Source organism: Pseudomonas sp. IC_126, assembly GCF_004331835.1.
GTDB lineage: Bacteria > Pseudomonadota > Gammaproteobacteria > Pseudomonadales > Pseudomonadaceae > Stutzerimonas.
On the sequence record NZ_SJSS01000006.1, the window covers coordinates 1 to 26,799 of the forward strand.

Annotated in this window: 25 protein-coding genes; 13 read left to right on the forward strand and 12 right to left on the reverse strand. The window is 63.0% G+C overall.

Annotated features, from left to right (window positions below; translation table 11 throughout):
- The first annotated feature begins 173 nt into the window (after positions 1–173).
- Together E0D86_RS17200 and E0D86_RS17205 are read left to right on the forward strand one after the other, a co-directional pair.
- A complete protein-coding gene (locus E0D86_RS17200) occupies positions 174–1,337 on the forward strand; it encodes an iron-containing alcohol dehydrogenase (RefSeq protein WP_131651270.1) in 1,164 nt (387 codons plus the stop codon).
- A 57-nt stretch (positions 1,338–1,394) separates the two neighbouring features.
- Positions 1,395–1,838, forward strand: a complete 444-nt coding sequence (locus E0D86_RS17205; protein WP_131651271.1) for a thioesterase family protein — start codon at positions 1,395–1,397, stop codon at positions 1,836–1,838.
- A 109-nt stretch (positions 1,839–1,947) separates the two neighbouring features.
- Here E0D86_RS17205 and E0D86_RS17210 read toward each other — a convergent pair whose 3' ends face one another.
- From E0D86_RS17210 to yrfG, 4 genes are all read right to left on the reverse strand, one after another.
- On the reverse strand, positions 1,948–2,418 hold the full coding sequence (locus tag E0D86_RS17210) for a glycine zipper domain-containing protein (RefSeq protein WP_131651272.1): 471 nt from the start codon (positions 2,416–2,418) through the stop codon (positions 1,948–1,950).
- A gap of 242 nt (positions 2,419–2,660) precedes the next feature.
- Complete coding sequence (gene fdhD, locus E0D86_RS17215) at positions 2,661–3,500, reverse strand: formate dehydrogenase accessory sulfurtransferase FdhD (RefSeq protein WP_131651273.1); 840 nt, start codon at positions 3,498–3,500, stop codon at positions 2,661–2,663.
- Positions 3,501–3,599: 99 nt separating this feature from the next.
- The gene (locus E0D86_RS17220) at positions 3,600–5,696 is read right to left on the reverse strand and encodes a PAS domain-containing sensor histidine kinase (RefSeq protein ID WP_131651274.1); all 2,097 of its coding nucleotides are present in this window, start codon (positions 5,694–5,696) and stop codon (positions 3,600–3,602) included.
- A 156-nt stretch (positions 5,697–5,852) separates the two neighbouring features.
- Positions 5,853–6,533, reverse strand: coding sequence for a GMP/IMP nucleotidase (gene yrfG, locus E0D86_RS17225; protein ID WP_131651275.1), 681 nt, complete (start codon positions 6,531–6,533; stop codon positions 5,853–5,855).
- A 157-nt stretch (positions 6,534–6,690) separates the two neighbouring features.
- On the opposite strand from yrfG, the gene nudE reads away from it, so the two are divergent.
- The 3 genes from nudE (at position 6,691) to E0D86_RS17240 (ending at position 11,057) form a co-directional block, all read left to right on the forward strand.
- On the forward strand, positions 6,691–7,257 hold the full coding sequence (nudE, locus tag E0D86_RS17230) for an ADP compounds hydrolase NudE (RefSeq protein WP_131651276.1): 567 nt from the start codon (positions 6,691–6,693) through the stop codon (positions 7,255–7,257).
- Positions 7,254–8,069 (forward strand): 3'(2'),5'-bisphosphate nucleotidase CysQ, encoded by an 816-nt coding sequence (gene cysQ, locus E0D86_RS17235; RefSeq protein ID WP_131651277.1) that lies wholly within the window; start codon positions 7,254–7,256, stop codon positions 8,067–8,069. The genes nudE and cysQ overlap by 4 nt, the downstream gene beginning before the upstream one ends.
- A gap of 108 nt (positions 8,070–8,177) precedes the next feature.
- Positions 8,178–11,057 carry a hybrid sensor histidine kinase/response regulator gene (locus E0D86_RS17240; RefSeq protein WP_177493065.1) on the forward strand — a complete coding sequence of 960 codons (2,880 nt, stop codon included), beginning with the start codon at positions 8,178–8,180 and terminating at the stop codon, positions 11,055–11,057.
- 92 nt (positions 11,058–11,149) lie between these two features.
- Here E0D86_RS17240 and E0D86_RS17245 read toward each other — a convergent pair whose 3' ends face one another.
- Positions 11,150–12,142: an asparaginase gene (locus tag E0D86_RS17245; protein WP_131651278.1), complete on the reverse strand. Its 993-nt coding sequence runs from the start codon at positions 12,140–12,142 to the stop codon at positions 11,150–11,152.
- 130 nt (positions 12,143–12,272) lie between these two features.
- Here E0D86_RS17245 and glsB point away from each other — a divergent pair, with 130 nt between their 5' ends.
- Positions 12,273–13,181 (forward strand): glutaminase B, encoded by a 909-nt coding sequence (gene glsB, locus E0D86_RS17250; RefSeq protein WP_131651279.1) that lies wholly within the window; start codon positions 12,273–12,275, stop codon positions 13,179–13,181.
- 37 nt (positions 13,182–13,218) lie between these two features.
- Here the strand turns inward: glsB and E0D86_RS17255 are convergent, their stop codons facing one another.
- Entirely contained in the window at positions 13,219–14,658 is a 1,440-nt protein-coding gene (locus tag E0D86_RS17255; protein WP_131651280.1) for a sodium:alanine symporter family protein, read from the reverse strand.
- 147 nt (positions 14,659–14,805) lie between these two features.
- Between E0D86_RS17255 and E0D86_RS17260 the strand changes: the two genes are divergently transcribed.
- Positions 14,806–15,627: a helix-turn-helix transcriptional regulator gene (locus tag E0D86_RS17260; RefSeq protein WP_131651281.1), complete on the forward strand. Its 822-nt coding sequence runs from the start codon at positions 14,806–14,808 to the stop codon at positions 15,625–15,627.
- Between the two features lie 86 nt (positions 15,628–15,713).
- Here the strand turns inward: E0D86_RS17260 and E0D86_RS17265 are convergent, their stop codons facing one another.
- Positions 15,714–16,472 carry an ABC transporter substrate-binding protein gene (locus E0D86_RS17265; protein WP_131651282.1) on the reverse strand — a complete coding sequence of 253 codons (759 nt, stop codon included), beginning with the start codon at positions 16,470–16,472 and terminating at the stop codon, positions 15,714–15,716.
- A gap of 220 nt (positions 16,473–16,692) precedes the next feature.
- The gene (locus E0D86_RS17270) at positions 16,693–18,117 is read right to left on the reverse strand and encodes an aspartate ammonia-lyase (protein WP_131651283.1); all 1,425 of its coding nucleotides are present in this window, start codon (positions 18,115–18,117) and stop codon (positions 16,693–16,695) included.
- A gap of 191 nt (positions 18,118–18,308) precedes the next feature.
- Between E0D86_RS17270 and E0D86_RS17275 the strand changes: the two genes are divergently transcribed.
- A complete protein-coding gene (locus tag E0D86_RS17275) occupies positions 18,309–19,205 on the forward strand; it encodes a LysR substrate-binding domain-containing protein (RefSeq protein ID WP_131651284.1) in 897 nt (298 codons plus the stop codon).
- 70 nt (positions 19,206–19,275) lie between these two features.
- Here E0D86_RS17275 and E0D86_RS17280 read toward each other — a convergent pair whose 3' ends face one another.
- Positions 19,276–20,658 carry a hypothetical protein gene (locus E0D86_RS17280; RefSeq protein ID WP_131651285.1) on the reverse strand — a complete coding sequence of 461 codons (1,383 nt, stop codon included), beginning with the start codon at positions 20,656–20,658 and terminating at the stop codon, positions 19,276–19,278.
- Positions 20,659–21,001: 343 nt separating this feature from the next.
- Between E0D86_RS17280 and purE the strand changes: the two genes are divergently transcribed.
- The 5 genes from purE to E0D86_RS17305 all read left to right on the forward strand — a co-directional run bounded on the left by purE (position 21,002) and on the right by E0D86_RS17305 (position 24,219).
- Positions 21,002–21,493, forward strand: coding sequence for a 5-(carboxyamino)imidazole ribonucleotide mutase (gene purE / locus E0D86_RS17285; protein WP_131651286.1), 492 nt, complete (start codon positions 21,002–21,004; stop codon positions 21,491–21,493).
- A complete protein-coding gene (locus E0D86_RS17290) occupies positions 21,494–22,579 on the forward strand; it encodes a 5-(carboxyamino)imidazole ribonucleotide synthase (protein WP_131651287.1) in 1,086 nt (361 codons plus the stop codon).
- A 102-nt stretch (positions 22,580–22,681) separates the two neighbouring features.
- Complete coding sequence (locus E0D86_RS17295) at positions 22,682–22,933, forward strand: GlsB/YeaQ/YmgE family stress response membrane protein (RefSeq protein WP_025243550.1); 252 nt, start codon at positions 22,682–22,684, stop codon at positions 22,931–22,933.
- Positions 22,934–22,986: 53 nt separating this feature from the next.
- Entirely contained in the window at positions 22,987–23,517 is a 531-nt protein-coding gene (locus E0D86_RS17300; RefSeq protein ID WP_131651288.1) for a DUF3299 domain-containing protein, read from the forward strand.
- A 15-nt stretch (positions 23,518–23,532) separates the two neighbouring features.
- Positions 23,533–24,219, forward strand: coding sequence for a uracil-DNA glycosylase family protein (locus tag E0D86_RS17305; protein WP_131651289.1), 687 nt, complete (start codon positions 23,533–23,535; stop codon positions 24,217–24,219).
- 147 nt (positions 24,220–24,366) lie between these two features.
- Here E0D86_RS17305 and E0D86_RS17310 read toward each other — a convergent pair whose 3' ends face one another.
- From E0D86_RS17310 to E0D86_RS17320, 3 genes are all read right to left on the reverse strand, one after another.
- A complete protein-coding gene (locus tag E0D86_RS17310; protein ID WP_131651290.1) occupies positions 24,367–25,263 on the reverse strand; it encodes a D-hexose-6-phosphate mutarotase in 897 nt (298 codons plus the stop codon).
- A gap of 105 nt (positions 25,264–25,368) precedes the next feature.
- Complete coding sequence (locus E0D86_RS17315) at positions 25,369–26,058, reverse strand: ABC transporter permease (protein ID WP_131651291.1); 690 nt, start codon at positions 26,056–26,058, stop codon at positions 25,369–25,371.
- Positions 26,055–26,750, reverse strand: coding sequence for an ABC transporter permease (locus E0D86_RS17320; protein ID WP_131651292.1), 696 nt, complete (start codon positions 26,748–26,750; stop codon positions 26,055–26,057). The genes E0D86_RS17315 and E0D86_RS17320 overlap by 4 nt, the downstream gene beginning before the upstream one ends.
- Between the last annotated feature and the right edge of the window lie 49 nt (positions 26,751–26,799).

Sequence of the window (26,799 nt, forward strand, 5' to 3'; positions counted from 1 at the left end):
CCCCCCTCACCCCAACCATCTCCCCGGAGGGGAGAGGGAGCTGGACCGAGTGAGATTCGCGCACAGTGTTCGCCGTTGCACGGAAATACCCCCTCGCCCTCCGGGAGAGGGCAGGGGTGAGGGTGCTTTTAAAGTCCCCGCCGAAGCCGAACCATAAAAATCAGGAGGCACCGATGCATCCGTTCAGTTTTGCCACAACCGCTCAGTTGATCTGCGAACCCGGCTCTTCACGGCGCCTGGCCGGCCTTTGCAAGGAGCGCGGGGCGCGCTCGGTGCTGGTGGTGACCGATCCGGGCATCACCCGTTTCGGTCTGCTCGGCGAGGTGTTGCCAGGCTTCGAGAATGAAAGCTTGCAGGTCGCCGTCTACGACCAGGTGCTGGCCGACCCACCGGAAAATATCGTGCTGGCGGCTGTGGAGCAGGCGAAGTCGGCGAAGGCGGATCTGGTGATCGGCTTTGGCGGCGGCAGCTCGATGGACGTAGCCAAACTGGTGGCGTTGCTAGCGCACCCGGATTGCGCGCAATCGCTGGCGGACATCTACGGTGTGGGTAACGCCAGGGGGCAGCGGCTGCCGCTGATCCAGGTGCCGACCACCGCCGGCACCGGTTCAGAGGTGACGCAGATCGCCATCGTCACCACCGGCGAAACCACCAAGATGGGCGTGGTTTCGCCGTTGCTGCTGCCTGATCTGGCACTGCTCGACGCCGATCTCACCCTCGGCCTGCCGCCAGCGGTGACCGCCGCCACTGGCATCGACGCCATGGTGCACGCCATCGAGGCCTACACCAGCGCGCTGAAGAAAAATCCGCTGTCCGACCTGTTGGCCCGCGAGGCGCTGCGTCTGCTTTCGGCCAACCTGCACGAGGCGGTGCATAACGGCAGCAACCGCGAGGCGCGCCAGGCGATGCTGCTCGGCGCCTGCCTCGCCGGCCAGGCCTTCGCCAACGCGCCGGTGGCGGCGGTGCATGCGCTGGCCTATCCCCTGGGCGGCAACTTCCATATTCCCCACGGTCTGTCCAACGCGCTGGTGCTACCGCACGTGCTGCGCTTCAACGTCAACGCGGCGACTACCCATTACGGCGAGCTGGCGCCCATCGTGCTGGGTGAACGGCTGCGCAGCGATGATCCGGCAACCTTCGCCGAGCAACTGATCGAGGAGCTCGGTGAGCTGAGTGGGCGCATGGGTCTGCCGACCCGTCTGCGCGACGCTGGCGTGCCGGAAGACATGCTGCCGCAACTGGCGAAGGAGGCGATGCTCCAGCAGCGATTGCTGGTGAACAACCCGCGCGAAATCACCGAAGCCGATGCGCTGGCTATCTACCGAGCCGCCTACTGATCTTAATGGCGCACCGCGCTTACCGCGCCGCGTCGACTTGCCTTCAAGGAATGCCGAATGGCCGAACAACCGCAGCACCTGCGCGACGACTACCACCACTTCCAGCCGATCACCACGCGCTGGCACGACAACGATATCTACGGTCACGTAAATAACGTCGTTTACTACAGCTATTTCGACAGCGCGGTGAACGCTTACCTGATCGAGCGAGGCGGGTTGGACATCCACGAAGGCGAGGTAGTGGGTTTCGTGGTCAGCTCATCCTGTGATTACTTTGCATCCATTGCTTTTCCCGATGCTCTGGAAGTTGGCTTGCGGGTCAGCAAGCTCGGCAACAGTTCGGTGCAGTATGAGTTGGCGATCTTCAAGGCAGGGGAGGCACCGGCCTGTGCGGCAGGGCGCTTCGTCCATGTATTCGTGGACCGCGCCAGCAATCGGCCGACGCCAATCCCGAATGGCTTGCGCCAGGCACTGGAAGCGCTGTTGGTGGTGGCCGAATAATTTGGCCCTACGGCAATCTCTGCGGTTACTGTAGGGCCGAGCCTGTTCGGCCTCGGATCGCTGTACTGGGGTCGAATAACTTCGACGATACAACTTCCGACTGATGCGATTAGTCGTGATGCTTGTGTTTATGTTTGTGCTTGTAATGCCCTTTGGCTTTACCCGGATGGCTACGATATCGGCGGTCGTCACGGTAGCGGCGATCACTTCGATAGTCGTCATCATCATCGCCGTAGGCATTGCCGACCGCACCGCCAGCACCACCACCAACGGCCGCACCGATGAGTCCGCCCGTGCTGCCACCGACGCGTTGACCGATGACATTGCCACCTGCGGCACCCAGGCCACCGCCTATGGCCGCTTCGGTACGGCTGCGTTTGTCAGCACCGACCATGCCGCCTGCCGCGCCGCCCACGCCAGCGCCGATAGCGGCGCCTGTCGAGCCACCGAGGTGCTCGCCGACCACCGAACCCAGCGCTCCACCCAGGGCGCCACCAACAGCGGCTTCGGTGTTGCTACCCGCATAGGCCGCGCTGCTAAGCAGGCTCGCGGACAAGAGCAGAATCGAGGAATACTTCATGGTGAACCTCTCAATGAATGGCGTCGCGATCCTCACGTCCCAGCCCCGCCCTCCGCAAGCAGTCACCGATGAAAGGTGTGATGCTTGTCTATTTTTATAAGTATTTGATTTTGTAGGCGGAACTCCCAACAAGCGAAACGGTCATAAATCGCTTCGGCAGCGCCTCCAGGCGCTTTTTCTGTGCCTGCGTCATGCAGCAGCTTCTCAGAAGGAGCGATGGATCGCCCCATGCGCGCGAACGGCTATGTCTGGGCGTTTGCCTGGAGTGGGCTGAATACCCGCGGTGGGCTGCGATGTGGAATGTGGATGAGGTTAAGGTTGTGGCGCTGCGCCCATTGTGCCGCCAGGCCGGTTGGCGAGGAAAAGCTGACCAGCGTGGGGATGCCCGCACGCTGCACCTTATGAATCAGCTCGAGGCTACAGCGGCTAGTGACCACGGCAACACCCCCGGAGACGTTCTGTTTCATGCGGCTCAATGCGCCGATCAGCTTGTCCAGCGCGTTGTGCCGGCCGATGTCTTCGCGACCCAGGCGGATTTCGCCCTGCGCGTCGATGAACAGAGCGGCGTGCACCGCGCCGCAGGTCTGAGCCAATGGCTGAAATTCGGCGATGCGCTGACGCAAGTCATGCAGCCAATGGGCCGGCGGCAGGGGCGCGACCGGCATCACCGGTAGGTGTGGCAGCGCCTGCTCCAGGGCTTCGACGCCGCATAATCCGCAACTGGCGTTGCCGGGCAGCTGTCTGCGCTGCTCCTTGAGTTTCCAGAAGGCGCGACTGGCGATCTCGACATCGGCCTGGCGACCGCTGCCGGCGCCGCTGATATGAATGTCGTAGATCTCGCTGACATCCTCGACGATACCGCTGCCAAGGCTGAAGCCCACCACGAAATCCTCGAGGTCGGCCGGCGAGACCATCATCACCGCCTGGCTGATGCCGTTATAGGCGATCGCCAGGGCACACTCTTCGGCCAGATCCACAGGTTCGCGCTGGGTCTCTCCGAGCGCCTGAAAGTAATAGCGCTGGCTGGCCTCGGTTGGCGTGTTGCTATCCGAGGCGATGTTGAGGTGGCGTGGAGTGCTCATGGCAGGCTCGATATTGACTGCAGGTGTGTGCCGACCGGTCGACTGTGAAGGGCCTCGGGCGGATTTTCAATGCGTGCTGCGCCCGAGGCATGATGACCGCTATCCGCCGTATGCCAGCATGCCGCGAACCCGTGCTGCCAGATGGTCGATCTGGAACGGCTTGCTGATCATGTCCATGCCCGCTTCGAGAAAGCCGCTGCTGGCCGCCTGCTCGGCATAGCCGGTCATGAATAGTACGCTCAGGCCGGGGCGATGCTGGCGGGCGATGTCTGCCAATTGCCGGCCATTCATTCCCGGCAGACCGACGTCCGAAACCAGCAAATCGATGCGTTCGCCGCTTTCCAGAAATTCAATGGCGGCGTTGGCCTCAGCGGCCTCCAGCGCGCGGTAGCCGAGCATGCCCAACACATCCAGCACCAGTTGACGCACGGCCGGATCATCTTCGACCACCAGCACGGTTTCGCCTTGCAGCGCCTGCGGTGGCTGCTCCTTCGGGCTGCTGATCGTCGTTGGCATCGGCAGCGCGTGGTGCGCGGGAAGATACAGCGTGACCTCGGTGCCATTACCGGGCTCGCTGCGGATCTGCACGTGACCGCCGGCCTGACGGGCGAAGCCGTAGATCATCGACAGCCCGAGGCCGGTGCCTTGGCCGATCGGTTTGGTGGTGAAGAACGGTTCGAACGCGGCGGCCAACACCTTGGGCGTCATGCCGCAGCCGCTGTCGATCACGCTGAGGGTGACGTAGCGGCCCGGAGCCAGTTCACCCACTTCCGATTGGCTCGACAACTGCACGTTAGCGGTGGCGATATACAGGCTGCCTCCGTCGGGCATCGCATCGCGGGCGTTGATGACCAGATTGAGCAGGGCGCTCTCCAGTTGGTTCTCGTCGCTGTTGGCGGCCCACAGGTCCGGTTGCAACTGTGCATCGACCAGAATATGACCGCCCAGGGTGCGCACCATCAGGTCGCGCATCGATTCGACCATTGCATTCAGGTCGACGCGCTTGAGGTTCAGCGGTTGACGCCGGGCAAACGCGAGCAGGCGATGAGTGAGGGCCGCGGCGCGGTTGGCCGAGGTGACCGCGGCATCGATGAAGCGCTGGGTTTCGGCGTGACGGCCAGTCTGGTTGTAACGCTGGATCAGGTCCAGCCCGCCGATGATGCCGGTGAGCATGTTGTTGAAGTCGTGGGCGATGCCGCCGGTGAGCTGGCCGACCGCTTCCATCTTCTGCGCCTGGCGCAGGGCTTCCTGTGCCTGTTCGCGGCTGGCCATTTCCTTGAGCAGCCGCTCGTAGACTTCGGCCAGTGCAGCGGTGCGCTCCTGCACGCGGCTTTCCAGGGTTTCGTTGAGCTCGCGTAGCGCCTGTTCCGCCTGCCAGCGCTCGGTAACGTCCTGGCAGAGGACGAAGAAGCCCTGCACCTGCCCTTCGGCATCGCGGCGTGGCAGGTAATGCATCAGCGCCTGGCGTGGCCTGCCGTCCTGGTGTGGCATGTAAGCCTCGAAGACCACCGGTTCGCCGGCCAGCGCGGCACTGATCTGCTCGCGCCGCTCGTTGTAGGCGCGTTCGCCGACGACTTCGATCAAGCGCTTGCCGTACAGCCACTCGGGCGATTGGCCGAACCAGTTCTGGTAGTGGCGGTTGTTGTAGCGATAGCGCTCGTCCTGGTCGACGTAGCCGATGAGCACCGGCAACGCGTCGGTGATCGTCATGATTTCCGCTTCGCTGCGGCGCAGCGTTTCCTCCTCGCTGTGGCGCAGGCAAAGCAGACGACCGGCAACTTGCCGCCCATCGCGGACAGGGCTGAGGGCCAGATCGACCCAGACGCCACGTTGCGCGACTCCTTCCGGCAACCGGTAGTTGCGCAGCAGGCACGCCTGGCTGCGGTCGCCGCCGTTGCACGTGTCGATCAGTGCTGGCCATATTTCAGCCCAGGTTGAAGCGACCGGCGCTCCGAGCGCGGCCGGATGGCAACCGCCAATCAGCGCCGCATGCGCGTCGTTGTATAGCTGCACGTCGCTGTCACCCCAGAGCACGCACATGGGCAATGGCGCTTCGAGCAAGGTGTCGAGCAGAACGCGCAGCGAGGCCGGCCAGTTATCGATCGGGCCCAGCGGCGTTGCGCTCCAGTCGTGGTTGCGGATGCGCCTGCTCATTTCGCTGTTACCGGCCGGCCAGGCTCCAGGATCTATTGGCATGGGTCTCCCATCGGATGTGCGGCGGGCCATTCGGCATCTTTCATTACAGGTAGGCGGCGTGGTCTGGCACCCACAGCATAGTTACCGAAGGCGCCGCCGTCCTCGGCATCTCCCTGACACGCGCCGTGGAAGAAAAGGCCGGCGGCGCGCACGCGTTCAGTCCGCATAACCCTGCAGGCTGCGAATCAGCTCCAGATAGTCATCGACGGCGGTGAATTCTTCGGTGTCTTTCTGCCCGCGCCGGCTGTCCGGCTCACGGATGGCCAGCAGATGAGCGACGCCGTAGTCGCGGGCGCTGCGCAATACCGGCAGGCTGTCGTCGATGAACAGCGAAGTGGCTGGATCGAAATCCAGATCCGCTTTCAGCGCATCCCAGAACTGGGCCTGCTCCTTGGGAAAGCCATAGTCGTGGGAGCTGATCAGCCGGTCGAACCAGGGCGCCAGCTCGATGCGTTCGAGCTTCAGCGACAGGGAGTCGCGGTGCGCATTGGTGATTAGCACCACCCGCTTGCCGGCATCGCGCAGGGCCGCGAGAAATTCGTCCGCGGCCGGACGCAGGGCGATCAAGTCGGCGATCTCGCGCTTCATTTCGCGTATCGGCAGGTTCAGCTCGCGGGTCCAGAAGTCCAGGCAGTACCAGGTGAGCTTGCCCTCGTGCTCATTGAACAACGGCGCCAGTTCCAGTTCGGCCATGGCCTGACTAATGCCGTGCAGCTGGGCGTAACGTTGGGGCAGGAATTCGAGCCAGAAGTGGTTATCGAAGTGCAAATCCAGCAGGGTACCGTCCATGTCCAGCAGGACGGTGTCGATTTCAGACCAGGGCAGCGAAGCGATCATGGCGGGCTCTTTTCGGCAATTGGCGCAATGGTGCGACAGCGGTCGGTTCGATGCAAAGTGGTCGGCACGGAAAGCCGGGTTACAGGCCGCATAACCGAGCGCAGTAGTTTCCACACTGCCTGTTATGATTGCGGTTCGCGTTTCAAAGGATCCTCCCATGCGCCAGAAACCTACAGTGCTTGCCCGTGAGATCGTCGCTACCAGCCGTCTGTTCCGTGTCGAGGAGCTGCAGTTGCGGTTTTCCAACGGCGTCGAGCGCACCTACGAACGACTGGTCGGCAAGGGCGCCGGTTATGGTGCGGTGATGATCGTCGCGCTGGAAGACGACGGCAAGGCGCTGTTGGTCGAAGAGTACTGCGGTGGCACCGACACCTATGAGCTGTCTCTGCCCAAGGGGCTGATCGAGCCGGGTGAAGATGTGCTGGACGCCGCCAACCGCGAACTCAAGGAGGAAGCCGGCTTTGGAGCGCGCACGCTCGAATGGCTGACCGAGCTCTCGCTCTCGCCCGGTTACATGAGCCAAAAAATCCAGGTGGTGCTGGCCCGCGATCTCTATCCCGAACAACTGCCAGGCGACGAACCGGAGCCGATGCGCGTCGATCGGATCGACCTGCGTGAGCTGTCGAGCCTGATCCAGAATCCGCAATTCAGTGAAGGCCGTGCGTTGGCGGCGCTGTATCTGGCGCGTGATCTTTTGAGCCAGCGTGGGGAGTTCGACCAATGAGCCATCCGTATCTAGCACCGGTTATCGATCTGGTACGCGCCGCGGGCCAAGCCATCCTGCCGCATTGGCGCAGCGGCGTGCAGGTCCATGAAAAGGCTGATGCCTCGCCGGTTACCGCGGCCGACATGGCCGCTCATCATCTGCTGGCCGACGGCCTGCGCGCATTGGATCCCGACATCCCGGTGCTTTCGGAAGAGGATTGCAACTTGAGCCTGGCCGAACGGGCGGGTTGGACGCGCTGGTGGTTGGTCGATCCACTGGACGGCACCAAGGAATTCATCGCCGGCAACGAGGAGTTCACCGTCAACGTGGCGCTGATAGAACAGGGGGAGGTGCTGTTCGGCGTGGTGGGCATTCCGGCCAATGGCCGCTGTTATTACGGCGGTGCCGAGTACGGTGCCTGGCGCGCTGAAGCCGACGGCGCGGCGCAGCCGTTGCAGGTGCGCCACGAGCCGGCCGAGAGTTTCACGGTGGTCGCCAGCCGCCGTCATTCGAGCCCGGCGCAGGAGCATTTGCTTGACGGGTTGCGCCAGCGCTTCGGGGAGCTGGTGCTGGCCAATGTCGGCAGCTCGCTGAAGCTGTGCCTGCTGGCCGAAGGCGCTGCGGATTGTTATCCGCGCCTGGCACCGACCTCGCAGTGGGACACCGCCGCTGCTCAGGGTGTGCTCGAGGGCGCGGGCGGAGAGGTGCTGGATGTCACGGGCGCGACGCTGACTTACGAAGCGCGGGAGAGCTATCTCAATCCATCCTTTCTGGCGTTGCCGCGCGCTGTGACGTGGCGTGCCGCGCTCATCGAACTGGCGAATCGCTGAATCGTAGCCATCGGCGCAAGCCGTGTCCGGGCTGTTAGTGCTAACCCTTTACTTGAAGGCGACCACCATGACCAGCCAGGCGCTTGAGGGGAACGCTGGAGCCGTGTCGTGTCATTGAAAACGCCCATCGGGATACGTCAATGGATCTGGCGCGCCTTCGTCAGGAGTGCGTTGATTCCGCTAGTACTGGTCGAAGTGGTGCTGATCGCCGCCTACTTGCTGACCAACAATGCGATCCGGGACGCGCAGACAGAACATCTGCGCGAAACCGCGCTCGCTGAACTGCAGACCGCGGTTGCCCGCGAGGCACGGATCATCAGCCAGCAGCTGCAGCAGGTGGCGAGTGCCACCACCCTGTTCCGCAACTTCACCGCTCGGGCGTTGGAAGACGAAAGCACTGAACCGCTGCCGTCGCTGCGGCTCGACGCCCGAGGGGTGCGCTACAGCCCGCACGACGACGGCGGCGCGGCAAGCTTCTATTCCGCGGCCACCGCGCCCGAGCAGCAGGATCTGGAGAAAGTGGCGCGCCTGCGCCGCCTCGATCCGCTGATGAAAGAGCTGCACGCCGGCAACCCACTGATCGCCAGCCTCTATTTCAATAGCTGGGACAGCTACAACCACATCTACCCTTGGTTCAACACGGCGGAGCAGTATCCGCCGGACATGGATATCCCCAGCTACAACTTTTATTACCTGGCCGGCTCCTGGCATAACCCGGCGCGTCGGGTGGTCTGGACGGATGTATATCTGGACCCGGCCGGGCACGGCTGGATGATGTCGGCCATCGCGCCGGTGTACCGCGACGATTATCTGGAAGGGGTCACCGGCATCGATATCACCGTCAACGGCATCCTGCAGCAGATCGCCGGCTTGCGGGTGCCTTGGGGCGGTTATGCGATGTTGATCAGCCGCGACCTCAACATCATGGCGCTGCCCGAAGCCGGCGAGCACCAGTTTGGCCTCGATGAGCTGACCGAACATTCCTACGAGGAAGCGATTCGCCGGGAAATATTCAAGCCTGAAGATTTCCACCTCGGGCGCCGCCCCGAAACCCGGCAGTTGGCACATGCCATCGCGGCACAGCCCGATGGCGTGCAGCGTGTGAGCCTCGATGGCCAGCAGCAGCTGGTGGCCTGGGGGACGGTGGAGCAGACCGGCTGGCACCTGCTGACGGTGGTGGACGAGGCCGAGGTGTTCAGCCAGACCAATACGCTCGCCAGTCACTATCGGCAGATCGGCTATCTGTTGATCGCTGGCCTGCTGCTGTTCTACCTGCTGTTTTTCGCCTACATGTGGCTGCGTGCGCGGCAACTCAGCCAGTCGCTGCTAGCGCCTATCGCCAGCATTTCGCAGATGATGGGGCAGATCGGGCAACGTCAGTGGCGTTCGCAGCCGGTCGCCTCCGACATTCGCGAACTCGACGATCTGGCGCAGCATACCCATGCCATCGGTGGTCAGCTGGAGCTCAGCGAGGCGCAGCGCTCGCAGGCGCAGGAACGCCTCGAATTGGTGCTCGAAAGCGCGACCGAGAGCCTCTGGGAAAGCGATACGCGCAACGGCACGCTGCACGTTCGCGGGCGTCTGCCGGCCCGCTTCGGGCTCCCTTCGTCGCAGCTCAGCCAAGCGCAGTTTCTGCAACGCATCCATCCGCGCGACGTGCCCCGCGTGCGTGCCGAGATGGCGCGCATGCTCATGGGGCACGCACTGCACTACGAATGTGAGTTCCGCCTTGCCGACGCGCTCGGCGAGTATCACTGGTTGTTGAGTCGCGGCAGGGTGCTCGAGCGCGACCCGCAGACCGGTGAAGCCACGCTGCTGGCCGGCACCCATGTCGACATCGATGCGCTCAAGCGCGTCGAGGAAGATCTGCGCCACGCTACGCAGCAGGCCCAGGCGGCCAACGAAGCCAAGACCCATCTGATTTCCAGCATCAGCCACGAACTGCGTACGCCGCTGAACGCGATCCTCGGCTTCGCGCAGCTGATGCGCATGGACTGCTCGCCCGAAACCAGTCCGGAGGCGGCCGACTACCTCGATGAAATCCTGCTGGCCAGCCGCCATCTGAACCAGCTGCTCGGCGACATTCTCGATTGGTCGAGCCTTCAGGCCGAGCGCCCGCGACTGGCGCTCGAACGGGTCGAGGTCACCGCACTGATGCGCGAATGCGCCGAGCTAGTGGCGCTCGACGTCAAGCGCCACGGTTTGCAGTTGGCGTTCGATCTGCCGGCGGGGCCCATCGAGGTGCTGGCCGAACCGCGGCGTCTGCGTCAGGTAGTGCTCAACCTGCTGTCCAACGCGATCAAATACAACAGGCCGTCCGGGCAGATTCTGCTCAGCATCGAAACGGTGGCTGGCCAGGTGCGCCTGTTGGTCGAAGATACGGGTCTCGGAATTGACGAGGCGCTGCAGGCGCGGATGTTCGAGCCGTTCCAGCGCCTGGGCCGCGAGAACTCGAACATTCAGGGCGCCGGTATCGGGCTGTCCCTGTGCCTGGAATACGCCAAGTTGATGGGCGGCAGCATCGGTGTGAAGAGCGAGTTGGGTACCGGTAGCCTGTTCTGGATTGCACTGCCGATCATCGAGCCGCCGCCAAGTTTGCCGACTCATGAGCGGCCGCGGATCGTCTATGTCGAAGACGATCCGGCCAGCCAACTGTTGGTGCGCAAGGCGCTGGAAGACCTCGGTGAGGTCAGCGTAGTTAGCAATGGTCGGACGGCGTTGGAGCAGGTGCTGAGCGATCCACCAGACCTGCTGTTGCTGGACCTAAATCTTCCCGAACTGACGGGAGATGAGCTGCTGATGCTGCTGCGCAAGGCCCCAGCCACACGGGAATTGCCGGTTATCGTGCTCAGTGCGGCCATTGAAGAGGCGGGTGGTATCGATTGCCAGGGATGGCTGGGCAAGCCGCTGGACCTCGACGAGCTGCGCCGGCTGGTAAGTGGATCGCTCCAGTCCGTAGGGCCGAATTCATTCGGCCGCAGATTGTGAAAGCCGAACAAGTTCGGCCCTACGGGCTCTTTAAACCCTCCCGCCAGCCGGAAGGCCGGCTCCGTCGCGCCGCGACGGAGCGGTAACAGACTCTAGTCGGCGCGCTCGCCGCAGAGATCGAGCGCGAACCAGTGTTCGACCTCCGCTTGCGACAGCCCGGCGCCGAGCAACGCAAACAGCTTGCCCAGCGCTGCTTCGCGAGTCATCCCGCCGCCGGAAACCAGACCGCTGGCGGCCAGCTTGCTGCCGGCCGCGTAGATGCCGAACTCGACGTGACCCTGCGGGCACTGGCTGATCGCCGCGAGCACCACGCCACGCGCATGGGCTTCCTTCAATGCGGTCAGCAGCTCCTCATCATCCGAAGGCCCCGTGCCGCTGCCGTAGCATTCGAGCACTAGGCCCTGCACGTCACTTGCGAGTACCGCGCGCACCTGCGCGGCCTGGATGCCCGGATACAGCGGCAGCACGGCCAGGTTGACCGGCTGGCGCGGCTGACGGTAATCCAGCGCCGATTCGACACCCGATGCGCCTTGATCCATGCGCGGGCGTGGCAGTACGGCGAAGGCATCGAACTCGGTGGCGCTCAGCTTGGTGAGTCGCGCGCCGTGCATCAGCTTGCCGTGAAAATAGACCTGCACACCGGGCCGGATGCCGTCGCGCAGCGCCTGTATCGCGCCGAACAGGTTCGCCCAGGCGTCGCTGTCCGGTGTGCCGGCTGGCAGCATCGAGCCTGTCAGCACCACTGGCACGGGCAAGCCGAGCAGCAGAAAGCTCAGGGCGGCGGCGCTGTAGGCAAGCGTGTCGGTGCCGTGCAGCAGCAGTACGCCGTCGCAGCGGCCGGCGTCCACTTCCTCGGCAATGGTGGCGGCCATCACCAGCCAGTTGTGCTGGGTCATGGACGCGCTGTCGATGGGCGGCAGCAACTCGCGGAAATACCAATCTGGCCAAACTTGGGCGTCCGTGGCTTGCCGGTCGCGCAAACGTGCTTCGAAACCGCTTGAGGGCGTCAGCCCTTGGTCGCTCATCTGCATGCCGATGGTCCCGCCGGTATAAAGAACCAACAGGCGTTTTTCAGGTCTGGTCACGGTGAATTTCCTGCCGGTTGGCTCATCTGGCGTGATCGCCTCTGTACTTTCGGACGGAACTGTCCGACCTGGACTGTCTCAAGGTTTTGCTGGCTTGGGCCAGCGCTCTCTCAATCTGCTGCGGTGATTCATGCAAAGCCTGCTCGAAGAAATTCTCGATGAAGTGCGTCCCCTGCTGGGCCGGGGCGCGGTGGCCAACTACATTCCGGCGCTGGCGGAGGTCGACCGCGGGCAATTGGGTATCGCCGTCTACGGTGTAAGCGGCAAGACCTGGCAGGCGGGCGATGCGCAAACCCCGTTCTCGATCCAGAGCATCTCCAAAGTATTCAGTCTGGTCCAGGCGATCCAGCATTCCGGTGAGGGTATCTGGTCGCGCCTGGGTTACGAGCCCTCCGGGCAACCGTTCAATTCGCTGGTGCAGCTGGAGTTCGAGGCTGGCCGGCCGCGAAATCCCTTCATCAACGCCGGCGCGCTGGTGATCTGCGATATCAATCAGTCGCGCTTCGCCGCGCCGACGCTTTCGTTGCGCGATTTCGCCCGGCGGCTTTGTGGTAATCCGTTGATCGTCTCCGATGCCAAGGTCGCCGCTTCCGAATACCAGTACCGTGCCCGTAATGCGGCCATGGCGTACCTGATGCAGGCGTTCGGCAATTTTCACAACGATGTCGAGACGGTGCTGCACAGTTACTTCCACCATTGCGCGCTGCGTATGAGCTGCGTGGACCTGGCGCGCGCCTTCGCGTTTCTGGCACGTGAGGGGCACTGCCTGCACAGCGACGAGCAGGTGCTCAGTGCGCGTCAGGCCAAGCAGGTCAATTCGATCATGGCGACCAGCGGTCTTTACGACGAAGCGGGCAATTTCGCCTATCGGGTCGGCCTGCCGGGCAAGAGCGGAGTAGGCGGCGGCATCGTTGCGGTGGTGCCGGGGCGCTTCAGCGTCTGCGTCTGGTCACCCGAGCTGAACGCCGCCGGCAACTCACTGGCTGGCATGGCAGCGCTGGAAAAGCTCACCGAACGGATCGGCTGGTCGATCTTCTGACCAGCCGCGCATCGCCGCGCATCGCTGCGCTACCCGCTCAACGCTGCAGCACGGTTCCGGCTACGGGCGCTTCGCTGGTTGGCGCGGGTGTGGCCGGCCAGGCGCTGTGGTCGATGTCCAAGTCAGCGTAATCCTTCGCATTGAACACCGGCTGCTCGATGCCGGCGCGTACCTGCGCATCGTAGTCGTGCATCAGGCGCAGGCCGGTCTTGAACAGCAGTGCCACGGCGATCAGGTTGACGATCGCCAGCAGGCCCATGGTCAGGTCGGCGAAGGCGAACACGGTGCCCAGATCCTGCAGCGAACCCCAGAGCACCAGGGCAATCACCAGCGCACGGTAGCCCTGGATCAGGGCACGCTTGTCGCTGAAGAAGCCCAGTGCGTTCTCGCCTAGGTAGTAGTTGTAGATCAGGGTGGTGAACACGAAGAGCAGCAACGCAATGCTGATGAATACCCGGCCCCACTCGCCAACGACCGCAGCCAACGCCGTTTGCGTCATGACCACGCCCGCGACGTCTGCGGTCTCGGGGCTGTAAACGCCCGACAGCAGGATGATCAGCGCCGTGCTGGTGCACACCAGCAGGGTGTCGATGAACACGCTGAGCGACTGCACGATGCCTTGCGTCGCCGGGTGCTTCACTTCGGCCACTGCCGCGACGTTCGGTGCGCTGCCCAGGCCGGCCTCGTTGGAGAACAACCCCCGCTTGACGCCCATGATGATCGCCGCGCCGATGCCTCCGGCGAATGCCGGTTCGAGACCGAATGCGCTGCGCACGATGAGCGTCAGTGCTTCGGGCACCATTTCGGCGTTCAGGCCGATCACCACCAGCGCCATGCCGATATAGGTGAAGGCCATGATCGGCACGAGAACGTCTGCGATGCTGGCGATACGGCGGATGCCGCCGAAAATGATCATCGCCATGATGACTGCCAGCGCCACGCCGCTGATATAGGTAGGCACGCCAAAGGTGTCGTACATCGAGCTGGCCACGGTGTAGGACTGCAGTGCGTTGAAACCGAAGCCAAAGGTAACCAGCAGCAACACCGAGAACAGTACCGCCATCCAGCGCTGGCGCAGCCCGTGCAGCATGTAGAACGCCGGGCCGCCACGGTAGCTGCCGTCCGCCTGGCGGCGCTTGTAGAGTTGCGCCAGCGAGCATTCGAAGTAACTGGTGGCCATGCCGACCAGCGCCACCATCCACATCCAGAACACCGCACCCGGCCCGCCGAGCATGATGGCGACCGCGACGCCGGCGATGTTGCCCGCGCCGACACGACCGGCGACGCTGAGCATCAGCGCTTGGAACGAACTGAGCTGGCCGGGCTTGCGCTTGAAGGCCTCGCCGAAGATACGGAACATGCTGCCGAAGTAGCGGAATTGGACGAAGCCGGAGCGGATCGTGAAATACAGACCCAGGCCGACCAGCATGACGATCAGGAGCTTGCTCCAGATGAGGTCGTTGAGAATATCGAGCATGGCGTAGTGATCTCTTGTTGTTTTGGAAATAAGGAACGCAGGGGCGGAATGGTTGGCCAGACGCATTGGTCACACAATTACGCAGGTCGCGGCGAGTTGGCGCGAGTTGATGCTAGTATTGCGCCGCTCGCATCACCGGAACAGATCATGCACGACCACCTCGGCGCCAACCTCAAACTGCTTTGCAGTCACTACCGCTCGATCGCCGAGGTGTGCCGGAAGCTGTCCATCAACCGCGCCCAGTTCAACAAATACCTGAACGGCCAGAGCCGCCCGACCGCGCACAACCTCAAACGCATCTGTGATTTTTTCGGCGTCGAAGGCTATGAACTGGCCCTGCCCAGCGACCAGTTCGCCCAGCTGATCGGCATGCGCAGCCATGATCACGAACGCATCGCCGCCAGCGACCCGCTGCTCGAGCTGTTTCAGCCGCTACGCGACAACGCCAGCAGCCTTTCACGCTACTGCGGGTATTACTTCGAGTACGCCAACTGCATGTCAGTGCCGGGGAAGATCCTGCTGTCGCTGGTGCACCTGCGCGAGGATCGCGGCAGCTTCGTTTTCGAACGGCAGGAGCGTCAGGAACAGTCGCGCGCTGACAATCCCAAGGCCGAGGATTGGGTAGTGCGTTGCCGTTATCTGGGCGCGGCGTTCTATCTGCAGGATCGCCTGTTCCTCATCGACTACGAGTCGCTGACGAGCAACGAGATGAGCCAGACCATTCTTATCCCCAGCTTCAAGAGCCGCATCAAACGTCTGAACGGACTCAAGACCGGCGTCTCCAGTGGCGATCGACGAACCCCGTTATGCACGCGCGTGGTGTGGGAATACCTGGGCAGCGAGATCAACCGGGTCAACGCCTATCGCCAGGTCATGCTCTACGACCTGGACGATCCGCGCATCGACCCGGAAATCCGTGAGCGGCTGGCATCGGCGTCCATGCGTGATGGCTTGTTCGAGATCGAGTAGCGGCGGGCTCGCGTTCGCCTTGGCTGGGGCCGCGGTTGAGGTCAGGCGCCAATAGCGCCTTGCGCTCGATTGGCGTAGTGGGAGGTTCAGCAGAGCTCGGGATGTTTGACGCAGCTGCCGTAGCCTTCGGTCTTCATCTCATCCAGCGCCTTCTGCAGGCGCGTGACGACTTCATCGGGCGTGTCCTTGTTCAGGGCCAGGTACAGCGGGGCGGAGTTGAACACCAGCACGGTGTTGAAATCGCTCACGCCTTCCTGCCTGGCGTAGTGGCGCCAGACCGGGTCCGAGGTGGCCCAGAGATCAATCGTGCCACTGAGCAGTTTTTGTAGATTTTCCTGATCGCGCAGCGCATTGATCGGCGCCAGGCCCTGGGCTTCGACGCGCTGGCTGACGGCGCTGCTCTTGTACGCTCCAATCCGATAGCCTCTGGCCTGCTCGAGGCTGGTCAGCTTGAGGTCCGTACCCGGCGCCGAAAGCAGCACGCTTTCGTACTGGGCTATGGGGCCGACCCATTTGAATAGTGGTCGGCGCTCATCGGTCATGGACGTGGAGAACAGGCCGTGGTCGGGCAGATCGAGCGTCGACTGATAGATGCGATCCCAAGGAAAGCGCAGCGTCATCGAGTAGACGATGCCGGCGCGCTTGAACATTTCCCGAACGGTGGTCGCGCTGATGCCTTGGATGTTCTGCTCGCGCGCGAAGTTTTTGCCGTCGTCGGCCATGTTGAAAGGCGGGAAGTTCTCGGTTTGCAACACTACTTCGTAGCCCTGCGGAAGCTCCGCTTGAGCGAGCGGCGCGGCAACGAAAGAGCTGAGCAACATGGTAACGGCGAGTAGTTTGCGCATGGGGCCTCCGAAGAATCGGCGGATTCTACGCAAGGCCTGTAAGCGGTGATTTGTGCCGTATCACGGTTCTGGCTGTGGTTGGTGCATGATCATCTCTGCCGCTATGGGCAGAGCAAAAAAAGCCCGCGCTTTGAGTCAGCGCGGGCGTTATAGCCTTCATCCGATCCGGCATACCCGCTCGCGGAAGCCGTGGCGCAAGCAGCACGTAGGCGGTATGCCGTCAGCCCTTTAGCGGCACCAGCCGCGGCGCAATCATATTTTCCGGGCGCAGGATGTCGTCCAGGGTGGCGTCGTCCAGCAGTTGTTCCTCGCGCACCAGCTCCAGCACGCCGCGACCGCTGAGCAGCGCCTGGCCGGCGATGCGGGTGGCATTCTCGTAGCCGATGTAGGGGTTCAGCGCGGTGATCAGGCCGATGGAGTTCTCCATCAGCTCGCGGCAGCGATCCTCGTTCGCCGTGATGCCGACGATGCAATGCTCGCGCAGCATGTCCATGGCGCGCTGCAGCAGGCGGATCGAATCGAACAGTTTGAAGGCGATCAGCGGCTCCATGACGTTGAGCTGCAGCTGGCCTGCTTCGGCGGCGATGGTTAGCGACAGATCATTGCCGATTACCTCAAAGGCGACCTGATTGACCGCCTCCGGGATCACCGGGTTGACCTTACCCGGCATGATCGAGCTGCCCGGCTGGCGCGGCGGCAGGTTGATCTCGTTGATCCCGGTACGCGGGCCGCTGGAGAGCAGGCGCAGGTCGTTGCAGATCTTCGACAGCTTCACCGCCAGGCGCTTGAGCATGCTAGAGAAGGTGACGAAAGCGCCCATGTCAGAGGTAGCTTCGATCAGGTCGGCAGCGGGCTTCAATGGATGCCCGCTGATGGTCGCCAGACGCTGGACGGCCAGCGCCTGATAATTCGGATCGGCATTGATGCCGGTACCGATGGCGGTGCCGCCGAGGTTCACTTCCACCAACAGCTGCGGCGCGATCAGGCGCAGGTGCTCAAGGTCTTCACCGAGGGTAGTGGCGAAGGCGCGGAATTCCTGGCCGAGGGTCATCGGCACCGCGTCCTGCAGCTGGGTGCGGCCCATCTTGAGCACGTGGGCGAATTCCGCACCCTTGTCGGCGAAGGCTCCGACCAGGCTGTCGAGGCTGGCCAGCAGGGTGTCGTGGCCGAGCAACAGGCCGAGGCGGATCGCCGTGGGGTAGGCATCGTTGGTCGACTGCGCCATGTTCACGTCGTTGTTCGGGTGCAGGTGGCGATACTCGCCCTTGGCATGGCCCATGTATTCCAGCGCCAGGTTGGCGATCACCTCGTTGGCGTTCATGTTGGTCGAGGTGCCGGCGCCGCCCTGGATCATGTCCACCAAGAACTGGTCGTGAAAATCACCACGAATCAGCTGCGCGCAGGCCTGGCTGATGGCCAGGTGCTTGGCGTCGCTCAGATGGCCCAACTCGCGGTTGGCATCCGCTGCCGCCTGCTTGACCATCGCCAGCGCGACCACAAGTTTCGGGTAATGCGCCAGCGGCACGCCGGAGAGGCGAAAGTTATGAACGGCGCGCAGGGTCTGGATCCCGTAATAAGCGTCAGCGGGTACTTCGAGGGAGCCGAGCAGGTCTTTTTCGAGGCGGAACGATGCAGCGGAGGACATGAGGATTCTCATCCGAGAGAAAGCGGCAGTTGCCGCGAGGGCCGCTACCATAGGGCTTCAGGCCTGTTTCCGGCCAATGCCGTTAATCGCTGGGTCATGCATGATCGGCATAACGGTAATGTGACGCCGTTTCGACATGGAGCGTTATTGCTGCGCACGATCGGACCATCCTAGGCCCGCCAGGAGTCGGCATGAATATCGAAACCAAATGGCTAGAAGACTTTGTCACTCTGGCGGCAACGCGAAGTTTTTCCCAAGCGGCCGAGCGGCGCTTCGTGACCCAGCCGGCGTTCAGCCGCCGCATTCGCAGCCTCGAGAATAGCCTCGGCATCACACTGGTGAACCGCACGCGAACGCCGATCGAGTTGACCGAGGCCGGTCAGCTGTTTCTGATCACTGCACGTAGCCTGGTCGAACAGCTCGGCGAGGTGCTGCGTCACCTGCATCACCTGGAAGGCCAGCAGGGCGAGGTGCTGCAGGTTTCGGCGGCACACTCGCTGGCGCTTGGGTTTTTTCCACAATGGATTGCCGGCCTGCGTGAACTGGGCCTGAGCCCCAGCACCCGCCTGATGGCGACAAATGTGGGCGAAGCGGTGCACGCCCTGCGCGAAGGCGCCTGTGACCTGATGCTGGCTTATCACGATCCCGACGCCGCGCTGCAGCTGGATGCGGACATCTTCCCCTCCCAGCACTTAGCCAACAGCGAAATGTTGCCGGTCTGCGCCGTCGATAAGCAGGGCAGCCCGCTATTCGACCTGAACAGCGGCCAGAGCGTCCCGCTACTGGCCTACAGTGCCGGCGCTTTTCTCGGCCGTTCGGTCAACGGCCTGCTGCGCCAACGCCGGCTGCGCTACACCACGGTGTACGAAACCGCCATGGCCGACAGCCTGAAAAGCATGGCCTTGCAAGGCCTCGGCGTAGCCTGGGTGCCGCGCCTGAGCATCACCGCCGAACTGCAGCGCGGCGAATTGGTGGAGTGCGCCGACGAAACCTGGCGCCTGCCGCTGGAAATCCGTCTGTATCGCTGCGCGCTGGTGCGCAAGGCGGCGGTGCGGCTGCTGTGGCGCCGGCTGGAGGGTGGCGGGTAGCGACGAGATTTGTGTCGCAGTTCTGTCAGCGACCATTCATGCGGCATTGGCGAGCGCCTGGAGCGTGCGGTCAGGCCCGCCGCCATAGGCGTCGTTTTGGTAGCTCGGGCCAGTTCACCGACTTGTTCACACAGCGCACGATGCCCCCGGCACCCAGGCGCAGCGTCCAGCGCTGTGCCACGGTAGCTTCCTGTCCCGGCTGTCGATGCACCAGCAGCAGGTTGTAGTCGTGCTGCTTTTCGATGGTGTGCGCCTGGATGGCCACCGGCTGGTCCTCTGCTTCCTTCCACTCGAACAGTTGCTGATGGCTGGCCTGGATCATTGCGCACAGCGGCTCGCAATCGAGGATAAGGCGTTCCTGGAGCTCGTCCTGTACCAGCGCCGCCTTTTCCAGGTGCAGCCATGAGCGGTAGCAGACGATCTGCCGCTCCTCGTTGGTGGCCCACTTGCCGGAATGCTCGCGCACGGCCTTGCTCAGCTCGGACAGCTTGCGGTAGTCGAGCCAGACCAGCTGCTGGGCCAGGGACGCCTGGGTGTAGGGCATTAGCAGACGGATCTTCCAGCGCGGCTTGCCCTTGCGCAGCCAGCGCGTGACGGTGTCGATCAGGTCGTCGCGCAGCAGGTCGCGCACCGCGTAAACCAGCGCGATACCCACCAGCAGCGCTAGGGACATTTTCTGACTGGCGTCGCGCACGTTGAACAGAAAGTATGTGAACAGCGACATGATCAGCATGGTGGAAGCCGCCTTCACCAGCTTGCGGGTACCGGCGCCCAGCTCGGTGAGCTTCTGGCGCAGCACCACCGGGTATTCCAGCAGCCGTAAATAAAGGCTCATACGGTTCCAGACGCGGGTCGGTGCCCCCTGGAAGTCGCTGAGATAGTCACGTTCGGCGCGGTAGCGGCGTTCTTGATGGAGGAATTCGTGCACCGCCTGTTGCAGCTCTTCGTCGAGGTCCGCGAAGCCTTCCAGGGTCATGCTTTCCAGCAGGAACTGTTCCGCAAGCCAGGAAAAATAGATATCCAACTGGCGAAAGTAGCGCGATTGCTTGCTCTGCTTCGGCTCGGCCTTGCGCAGGCGCTGGGCGTAGTTCTGGCTGAGCCGCAGGGCACGTGCCAGCGGCTCGGCTGTCGCCTTGCCCTGCAACTGCTGGCGCAGGCGATCCAAAGACGCCTGGAACTGGAAGAACGAGGCCCCATGCATGATTTCGTAGTGCGGCGACAGCAGCGAATAGGAGGTATCCAGCTTGCTGGCCCGGTCCTGGGCCGGCAGGCCCAGCAGCCGAAAGCGGTGGGTCAGGGCGCTGTGAAAGAACTGCTCTTCGGTCAGGGCGCGGGTGGAAAAGGTGGTCTCATGGGGGGTGAACAGGTACAGCTCGACCTGATGACGCCCCGGCTTGGTCAGCGTACGGCTCAATTGCAGGCGAAAATCGCCCTGGCGCTTCAATGAGAACACGGCACCTCCGATACGGTACGCGAGGAGCATACCAAGCCTGGCCGGGAGCAGCGCTGGCCATCATGAGGGGTGGCTTGCCTGCCAGCGTTCGGGCGGGGCTCGTCATTGTCGTGGCAGGCGTGCAGTGTTCCGCTTAGTGGCATTCGTTACGGCATCGAAGATGAGCGGCCTTCATGCAGCCGTCCGGCTGTCAAGCCGCAGGCGCGACATGCGCGGCTTTCCGGTATAATGCCGCGCCTTCGAACCAGCGCCTTCGCTGGTTTGCCCTGCATGCAAGCCACGCTCCCGATGCGTGGCTTGTCGTTTTTGTAGCGCTGCGCAGCGCACGACGAGAGGCACGACGATGACCGCACTGGTAGGCGTGATCATGGGCTCCAAGTCCGATTGGTCCACCCTCAGCCACACCGCCGAGATGCTGGAAAAACTCGGCATTCCGCATGAAGTCACCGTGGTGTCCGCACACCGCACGCCCGATTTGCTGTTCCAGTACGCCGAGCAGGCGGAAGAACGGGGACTGCGGGTGATCATTGCCGGTGCCGGCGGCGCGGCGCATCTGCCAGGCATGTGTGCGGCCAAGACTCATCTGCCGGTACTGGGCGTACCGGTGCAATCATCGATGCTCTCGGGTGTCGACTCGCTGCTGTCCATCGTGCAGATGCCCGCTGGCGTGCCGGTCGCGACCCTGGCCATCGGCAAGGCGGGCGCGGTCAACGCCGCTTTATTGTCGGCCAGCATCATCGGTCACGAATTCCCTGAATATCACGTTGCGTTGAAGAAATTCCGCGACGAACAAACCCAGACCGTGCTCGATAATCCGGATCCGAGGAACGCATAAATGAAGATCGGCGTGATCGGTGGCGGCCAGCTCGGCCGCATGCTCGCCCTGGCGGGAACGCCGCTGGGCATGAACTTCGCCTTTCTCGATCCGGCGCCGGACGCCTGCGCCGCGGCGCTCGGCGAGCACCTGCGTGCCGACTATGGCGATCAGGATCACCTGCGTCAGCTGGCCGATGAAGTGGATCTGGTGACCTTCGAGTTCGAGAGCGTGCCCGCCGAGACCGTGGCCTTCCTCTCGCAGTTCGTGCCGGTCTATCCGAGCGCCGATGCGCTGCGTATCGCCCGTGATCGCTGGTTCGAGAAGTCGATGTTCAAGGACCTTGGCATCCCTACGCCGGCCTTCGCCGATATCCAGTCCCAAGCCGATCTCGATGCCGCCGCGGCCAGCATCGGCCTGCCGGCCGTGCTCAAGACGCGCACCCTGGGCTATGACGGCAAGGGCCAGAAGGTGCTGCGCAAACAGTCCGACGTCAGCAGTGCTTTTGCCGAGCTGGGCAGCGTGCCGTGCATTCTGGAAGGCTTCGTGCCGTTCAGCGGTGAGGTGTCGTTGATCGCCGTGCGCGCTCGCGACGGCGAGACCTGTTTCTATCCGCTGGTCCACAACACTCACGAAGACGGCATCCTGCGGTTGTCGGTGGCCAGCAGCAATCATCCACTGCAGTCGCTGGCCGAGGATTACGTCGGGCGGGTGCTGACAGAGCTGGATTATGTCGGCGTGCTGGCCTTCGAGTTCTTCGAGGTGGACGGCGGCCTCAAGGCCAACGAGATCGCGCCGCGCGTGCACAACTCCGGTCACTGGACCATCGAAGGCGCCGAGTGCAGCCAGTTCGAGAATCACCTGCGTGCGGTGGCCGGCTTGCCGCTGGGCTCGACGGCGAAACTGGGCGAAAGCGCCATGCTCAACTTCATCGGCGAAGTGCCGCCGGTGGCGAAGGTCATCGCGGTCGAGGACTGCCACCTGCATCACTATGGCAAGGCGTTCAAGGCCGGACGCAAAGTCGGTCACGCAACGTTGCGCTGCCCGGACCGCGCCACGCTTGATCGGCAGATCACCGCGGTCGAGTCGCTGATCGACCGCGACTGATCACCGGCCGTCTGGCCTGGGGTATTCAGTGGCGAACTGCCTAGCCCCTCTCCGGTCCGAAGATACGTAACGCGTATTTTTCGGACCTGAGGGAGACTGCCAATGGGCATCATCGGAACCATCATCATCGGCCTGATCGTGGGCCTCATCGCACGCTTCCTGAAGCCCGGCAACGACAGCATGGGCTGGATCATGACCATCCTGCTGGGTATCGGCGGTTCGCTGCTCGCCACCTATGGCGGCCAAGCGCTCGGCCTGTACGAGGCGGGCGAAGGTGCCGGATTTATCGGCGCGGTGGTCGGTGCGATCATCCTGCTGGTGATTTATGGCATGGTGACCAGCCGTAAACACTGATCCGTCCGGGGCCGCGCTTCGGGCGGCCCCGATCTCACTACCCCTCGGTTCTCATGCGCTCGATCATCCTGCCTCTTTTGCTGTGCGTCTCAACCCTCGTTCAAGCGGCTCCGGACGAACTCGACTGGCTCGAGTTGATGCCCGCCGAGGACCGCAAGGCATTGGAGGAGATGCCAGAGATCGAGCACGACTCTCCTGAGACCGATGGTTTCAGCGATCAGGGTGGGCTCAAGCAAGGGCGCGGCTTACCTGAGGTAATGTATTCGGCCAAGACAGTGCCATCACTGAATGGCCAGCAGATCCGCCTCGGCGGTTATCCAGTGCCGCTGGAAACCGACAGCAGGGGCCGCAGCACCGAGTTCTTTCTGGTGCCTTATCCGGGTGCCTGCATTCACGTTCCGCCGCCGCCACCCAATCAGATCGTGCTGGTTCGCTATCCGGCCGGCATCATGCTGGAAGACATCTATGCCCCCCTTTGGGTGGACGGCATGCTGCAGATCGAGCCGGTCAGCAATGATCTGGCCGATGCGGCATACGCGCTGACCGCCGCAAACGTGGCGTTGGTGGACGAGAGTGACTTTTGAACGAGGCCAACGCCAGTGACTGTAAATCAAGGGCAACGCCAGGCTTTTCGCGAACTCGCCGCAGATACCGAGGGTATCGATGTCGAGGTGTACCAGCGCTTCGGTAAAGACCCGCTCGAACCCATCATCGGCCTGGGCGACGCCGATGCGCCGATTGCCTTCTTCGGTCGTGATCCGGGGCGGGAGGAAGTTCGCCATGGCGAGCCGTTCATCGGTAGCGGCGGGCAACTGGTGCGCAAGGTGCTCTACCGGCATCTGCATGGCGAAGACATGCCGGACTTCGAAGCCGGGCGTACGCTCAGTGAAAGGTTCTTTTGGATCAACACCGTGCCGTACAAGCCGGTCGGCAACAAGGCCTGGTCGATGAAGGTCAAGCGCCGCTTTCTTCCGCAGATGCGCCAGTTGCTCATCGAAAGCTGGCACGGCGAAGCGATCATCACGCTGGGCCGCGAGGCCTTCCTCTGGTTCGGTATCGATCAGCCCGCCGAGGTACGCCAGCGTCTCGAGCAGTTCTGGCAGAGCGAGGGCCGTTTCAGTGCCTCCATCGAGGTCGAGCTGCAGGCGGCGGACGGTGCGAAGCGCGCCTTCAGGCTCTACCCCTTGCCGCATCCGTCGCCGCTGAACCAGACGTGGTTCAAGCGGTTTCCGGCATTGCTCGAAGAGCGGCTGGTACTGCTGGATCCCGACCCGCGGCAGACGTAGGGTGCGCGCTCTGCGCACCGAGATATCGAGATCAAGAACGCGTTAGCTGAGCGGGGTTACCACTGAGCTCAGCTTTCGGTGCGCGGAGCGCACCCTACGAAAAGCGCCGGTAATGGGCGCCATCCAATGCTAAAGAAACGGTAGACCCTAGAGTGATTCGCTGCCGATGGAGACTGCGAGGGTGTGGCTGTCGCCTGCTTCGAGGCGTACCCGGTCGTCCATCGCATTGGCGGTTTCAATGCAGGCCATGCGCTGCCAGGCATCGTCGGCGAACTGTGACAGGCGCTGCGCCTTGGCGATCCAGGGATTCCACAGCACGGCCGAGCGCGAACCCTGGGTTTCCAGCGTGATTCGCCGATTCAGTTGCGGGTCTCGCAGACTCAGCATAGGCGGCAGATCAAGGTAGATGCGGTCGGTCTCGCCCTCGTAGCGCAGCTCGCCCTGCTGCTGGCGTTGCTGCCAGTTTTCCAGGGTGTCGATATAGCGACAGCCATCCAGGCCTTCCACCGAGACCTGATGGATATCGCCGATGGCGAAGTAGGTGTGCAGCGCCTGGCTGAGGGTGACGGGCCGATTGCCCAGGTTGCGGCTGATCAGCGCGATGTGCAGGCGTTCGTCGAGGCGGATCTGCAGCGTCAGTTCTACCCTGTGGGGCCAGCCGGGCAGCGCTCCCTGGGCTTGCGGACAAACGAATTGGAGGATGGCGGTGTCGCCTTCGCAGCGCTGTTGCTCCAGCTGCCAGACCAGGCCGCGAACCAGTCCGTGGAAGGGTGCTTCGGCTTCGCCCTGATACATCGCTTGCACATCTTCGGGGTTGCGCCCCAGATCGCCGAACCAGGGCCAGCATATCGGCACGCCGCCGCGTACCGACTGGCCTTGCTGGAAGGCCGCTTCCTCGCTGAGCCAGATGATGGGCGGCGCATCGCCCTGGCGGTAGCTGAGTATCTGCGCGCCCTGTTCGGCGATCAGCAGTTCGTCGTCGCCACGGCGGATGCGCCAGCAGGCGAGTTGGTCCTTTTCGATGCGTTGAATATCGACTGACATGGGCGATCTCGTGGTTGGTTCAGGTGTCCGTCTGACCGCACGGATAGGGCAGGATTCAGCTGCGAAAGCCTCTTCGCTCCGTAGGCGAAGAGGCATGTATCGAGATCAGCGCCCCTGGCAGGCATCCACCCGCAGCCAGCGCTCGAGCAGCTTGAAGCCCTGCATCAGCACGAAGGCGATGACCAGATAGATCAGGCCGGCGGTGAGGAACATTTCCTCATGCATATAGGTCCGTGCGGCGATCTTGCGTGCCATGCCGGTCAGTTCCAGCAAGGTGATGGTGCTGGCCAGGGCACTGGCCTTGAGCATCAGAATCACCTCGTTGCTGTAGGCCGGCAGGCCAATGCGTGCGGCGCGAGGCAGGATGATGTGCCAAAGGGCCTGGGGGCGAGACATGCCCAGCGCCCGCGCGGCTTCGACCTCGCCTGCCGGCACGTTCTGGATCGCGCCCCGCAGAATTTCGGCGATATAGGCGGCGGTATGCAGCGTCATGGTGATGATCGCGCACCAGTAAGGATCACGCAGGTAAGGCCAGAGCACACTCTGGCGCACGGCTTCGAACTGCGCCATGCCGTAATAGACGAGAAACAGCTGCACCAGCAACGGCGTGCCACGGAAGAAGAAGATGTACCCGTAAGGCAGCGCTCGCACAGCAAGCATGCGCGAGGACCGTGCGATGCCCAGCGGCAACGCGAGAATCAGCCCGGCGATGACCGAAACGCCGACCAGCTGCAGAGTGAGCCAGGCGCCTTCGAGAAAGTCTGGCAGCCACTTGATGAATAATTCCCAGCTCATGCCGCGCTCCTGACAAAGCCGCGTCCGGCACGTTTTTCGAGAAAGTACATGCCGGTCATGGCGATGACGGTCAAGCCGAGGTAGATGAAGGCGGCGACCACGAAGAAGGTAAAGGGCTCCTTGCTGGCGGTCACGGCGATCTGGGAGCTACGCATGATCTCTTCCAGGCCGATCACCGATACCAGCGCGGTGTCTTTCATCAGGATCATGAACAGGTTACCCAGGCCGGGCAGGGCCAGGCGCCACATCTGCGGCAGGATCAAGCGCATGAATATCCGCCGCTTGCCCAGGCCCAGCGCCAGTCCCGCTTCGCGATGACCCTTGGGAATGGCCAGCAATGCGCCACGGAAGACCTCGGTGGCATAAGCGCCAAAGCAAAGGCCGAGGGCGATGGTGCCGGCGACGAAGGGACTGAGTGCGAGATTTTCGATACCAAAGATCTCACCGATGCCGCGTACCAAGCCGATGGTGCCGAAATAAATCAGCAGCACCCAGAGCAGTTCGGGGATGCCGCGCACGATGGTCGAGTAGGTGCCGCCAATCCAGCGCAGCGTCGCGAACGGAGAGGTCTTGGCGAGTGCACCAAGCAGCCCTAGCACAAGGCCGAGGGCCAGGGCCGCGAGGGCCAGCTGAATGGTCATCCAGGTGCCAGCGATCAGCGCCGGACCGAATCCATGAAGGTCGGGAATCATATGGGCTCAAACACCAAAGCCCGACCTACCAGATCTGGCGGTCGGGCTT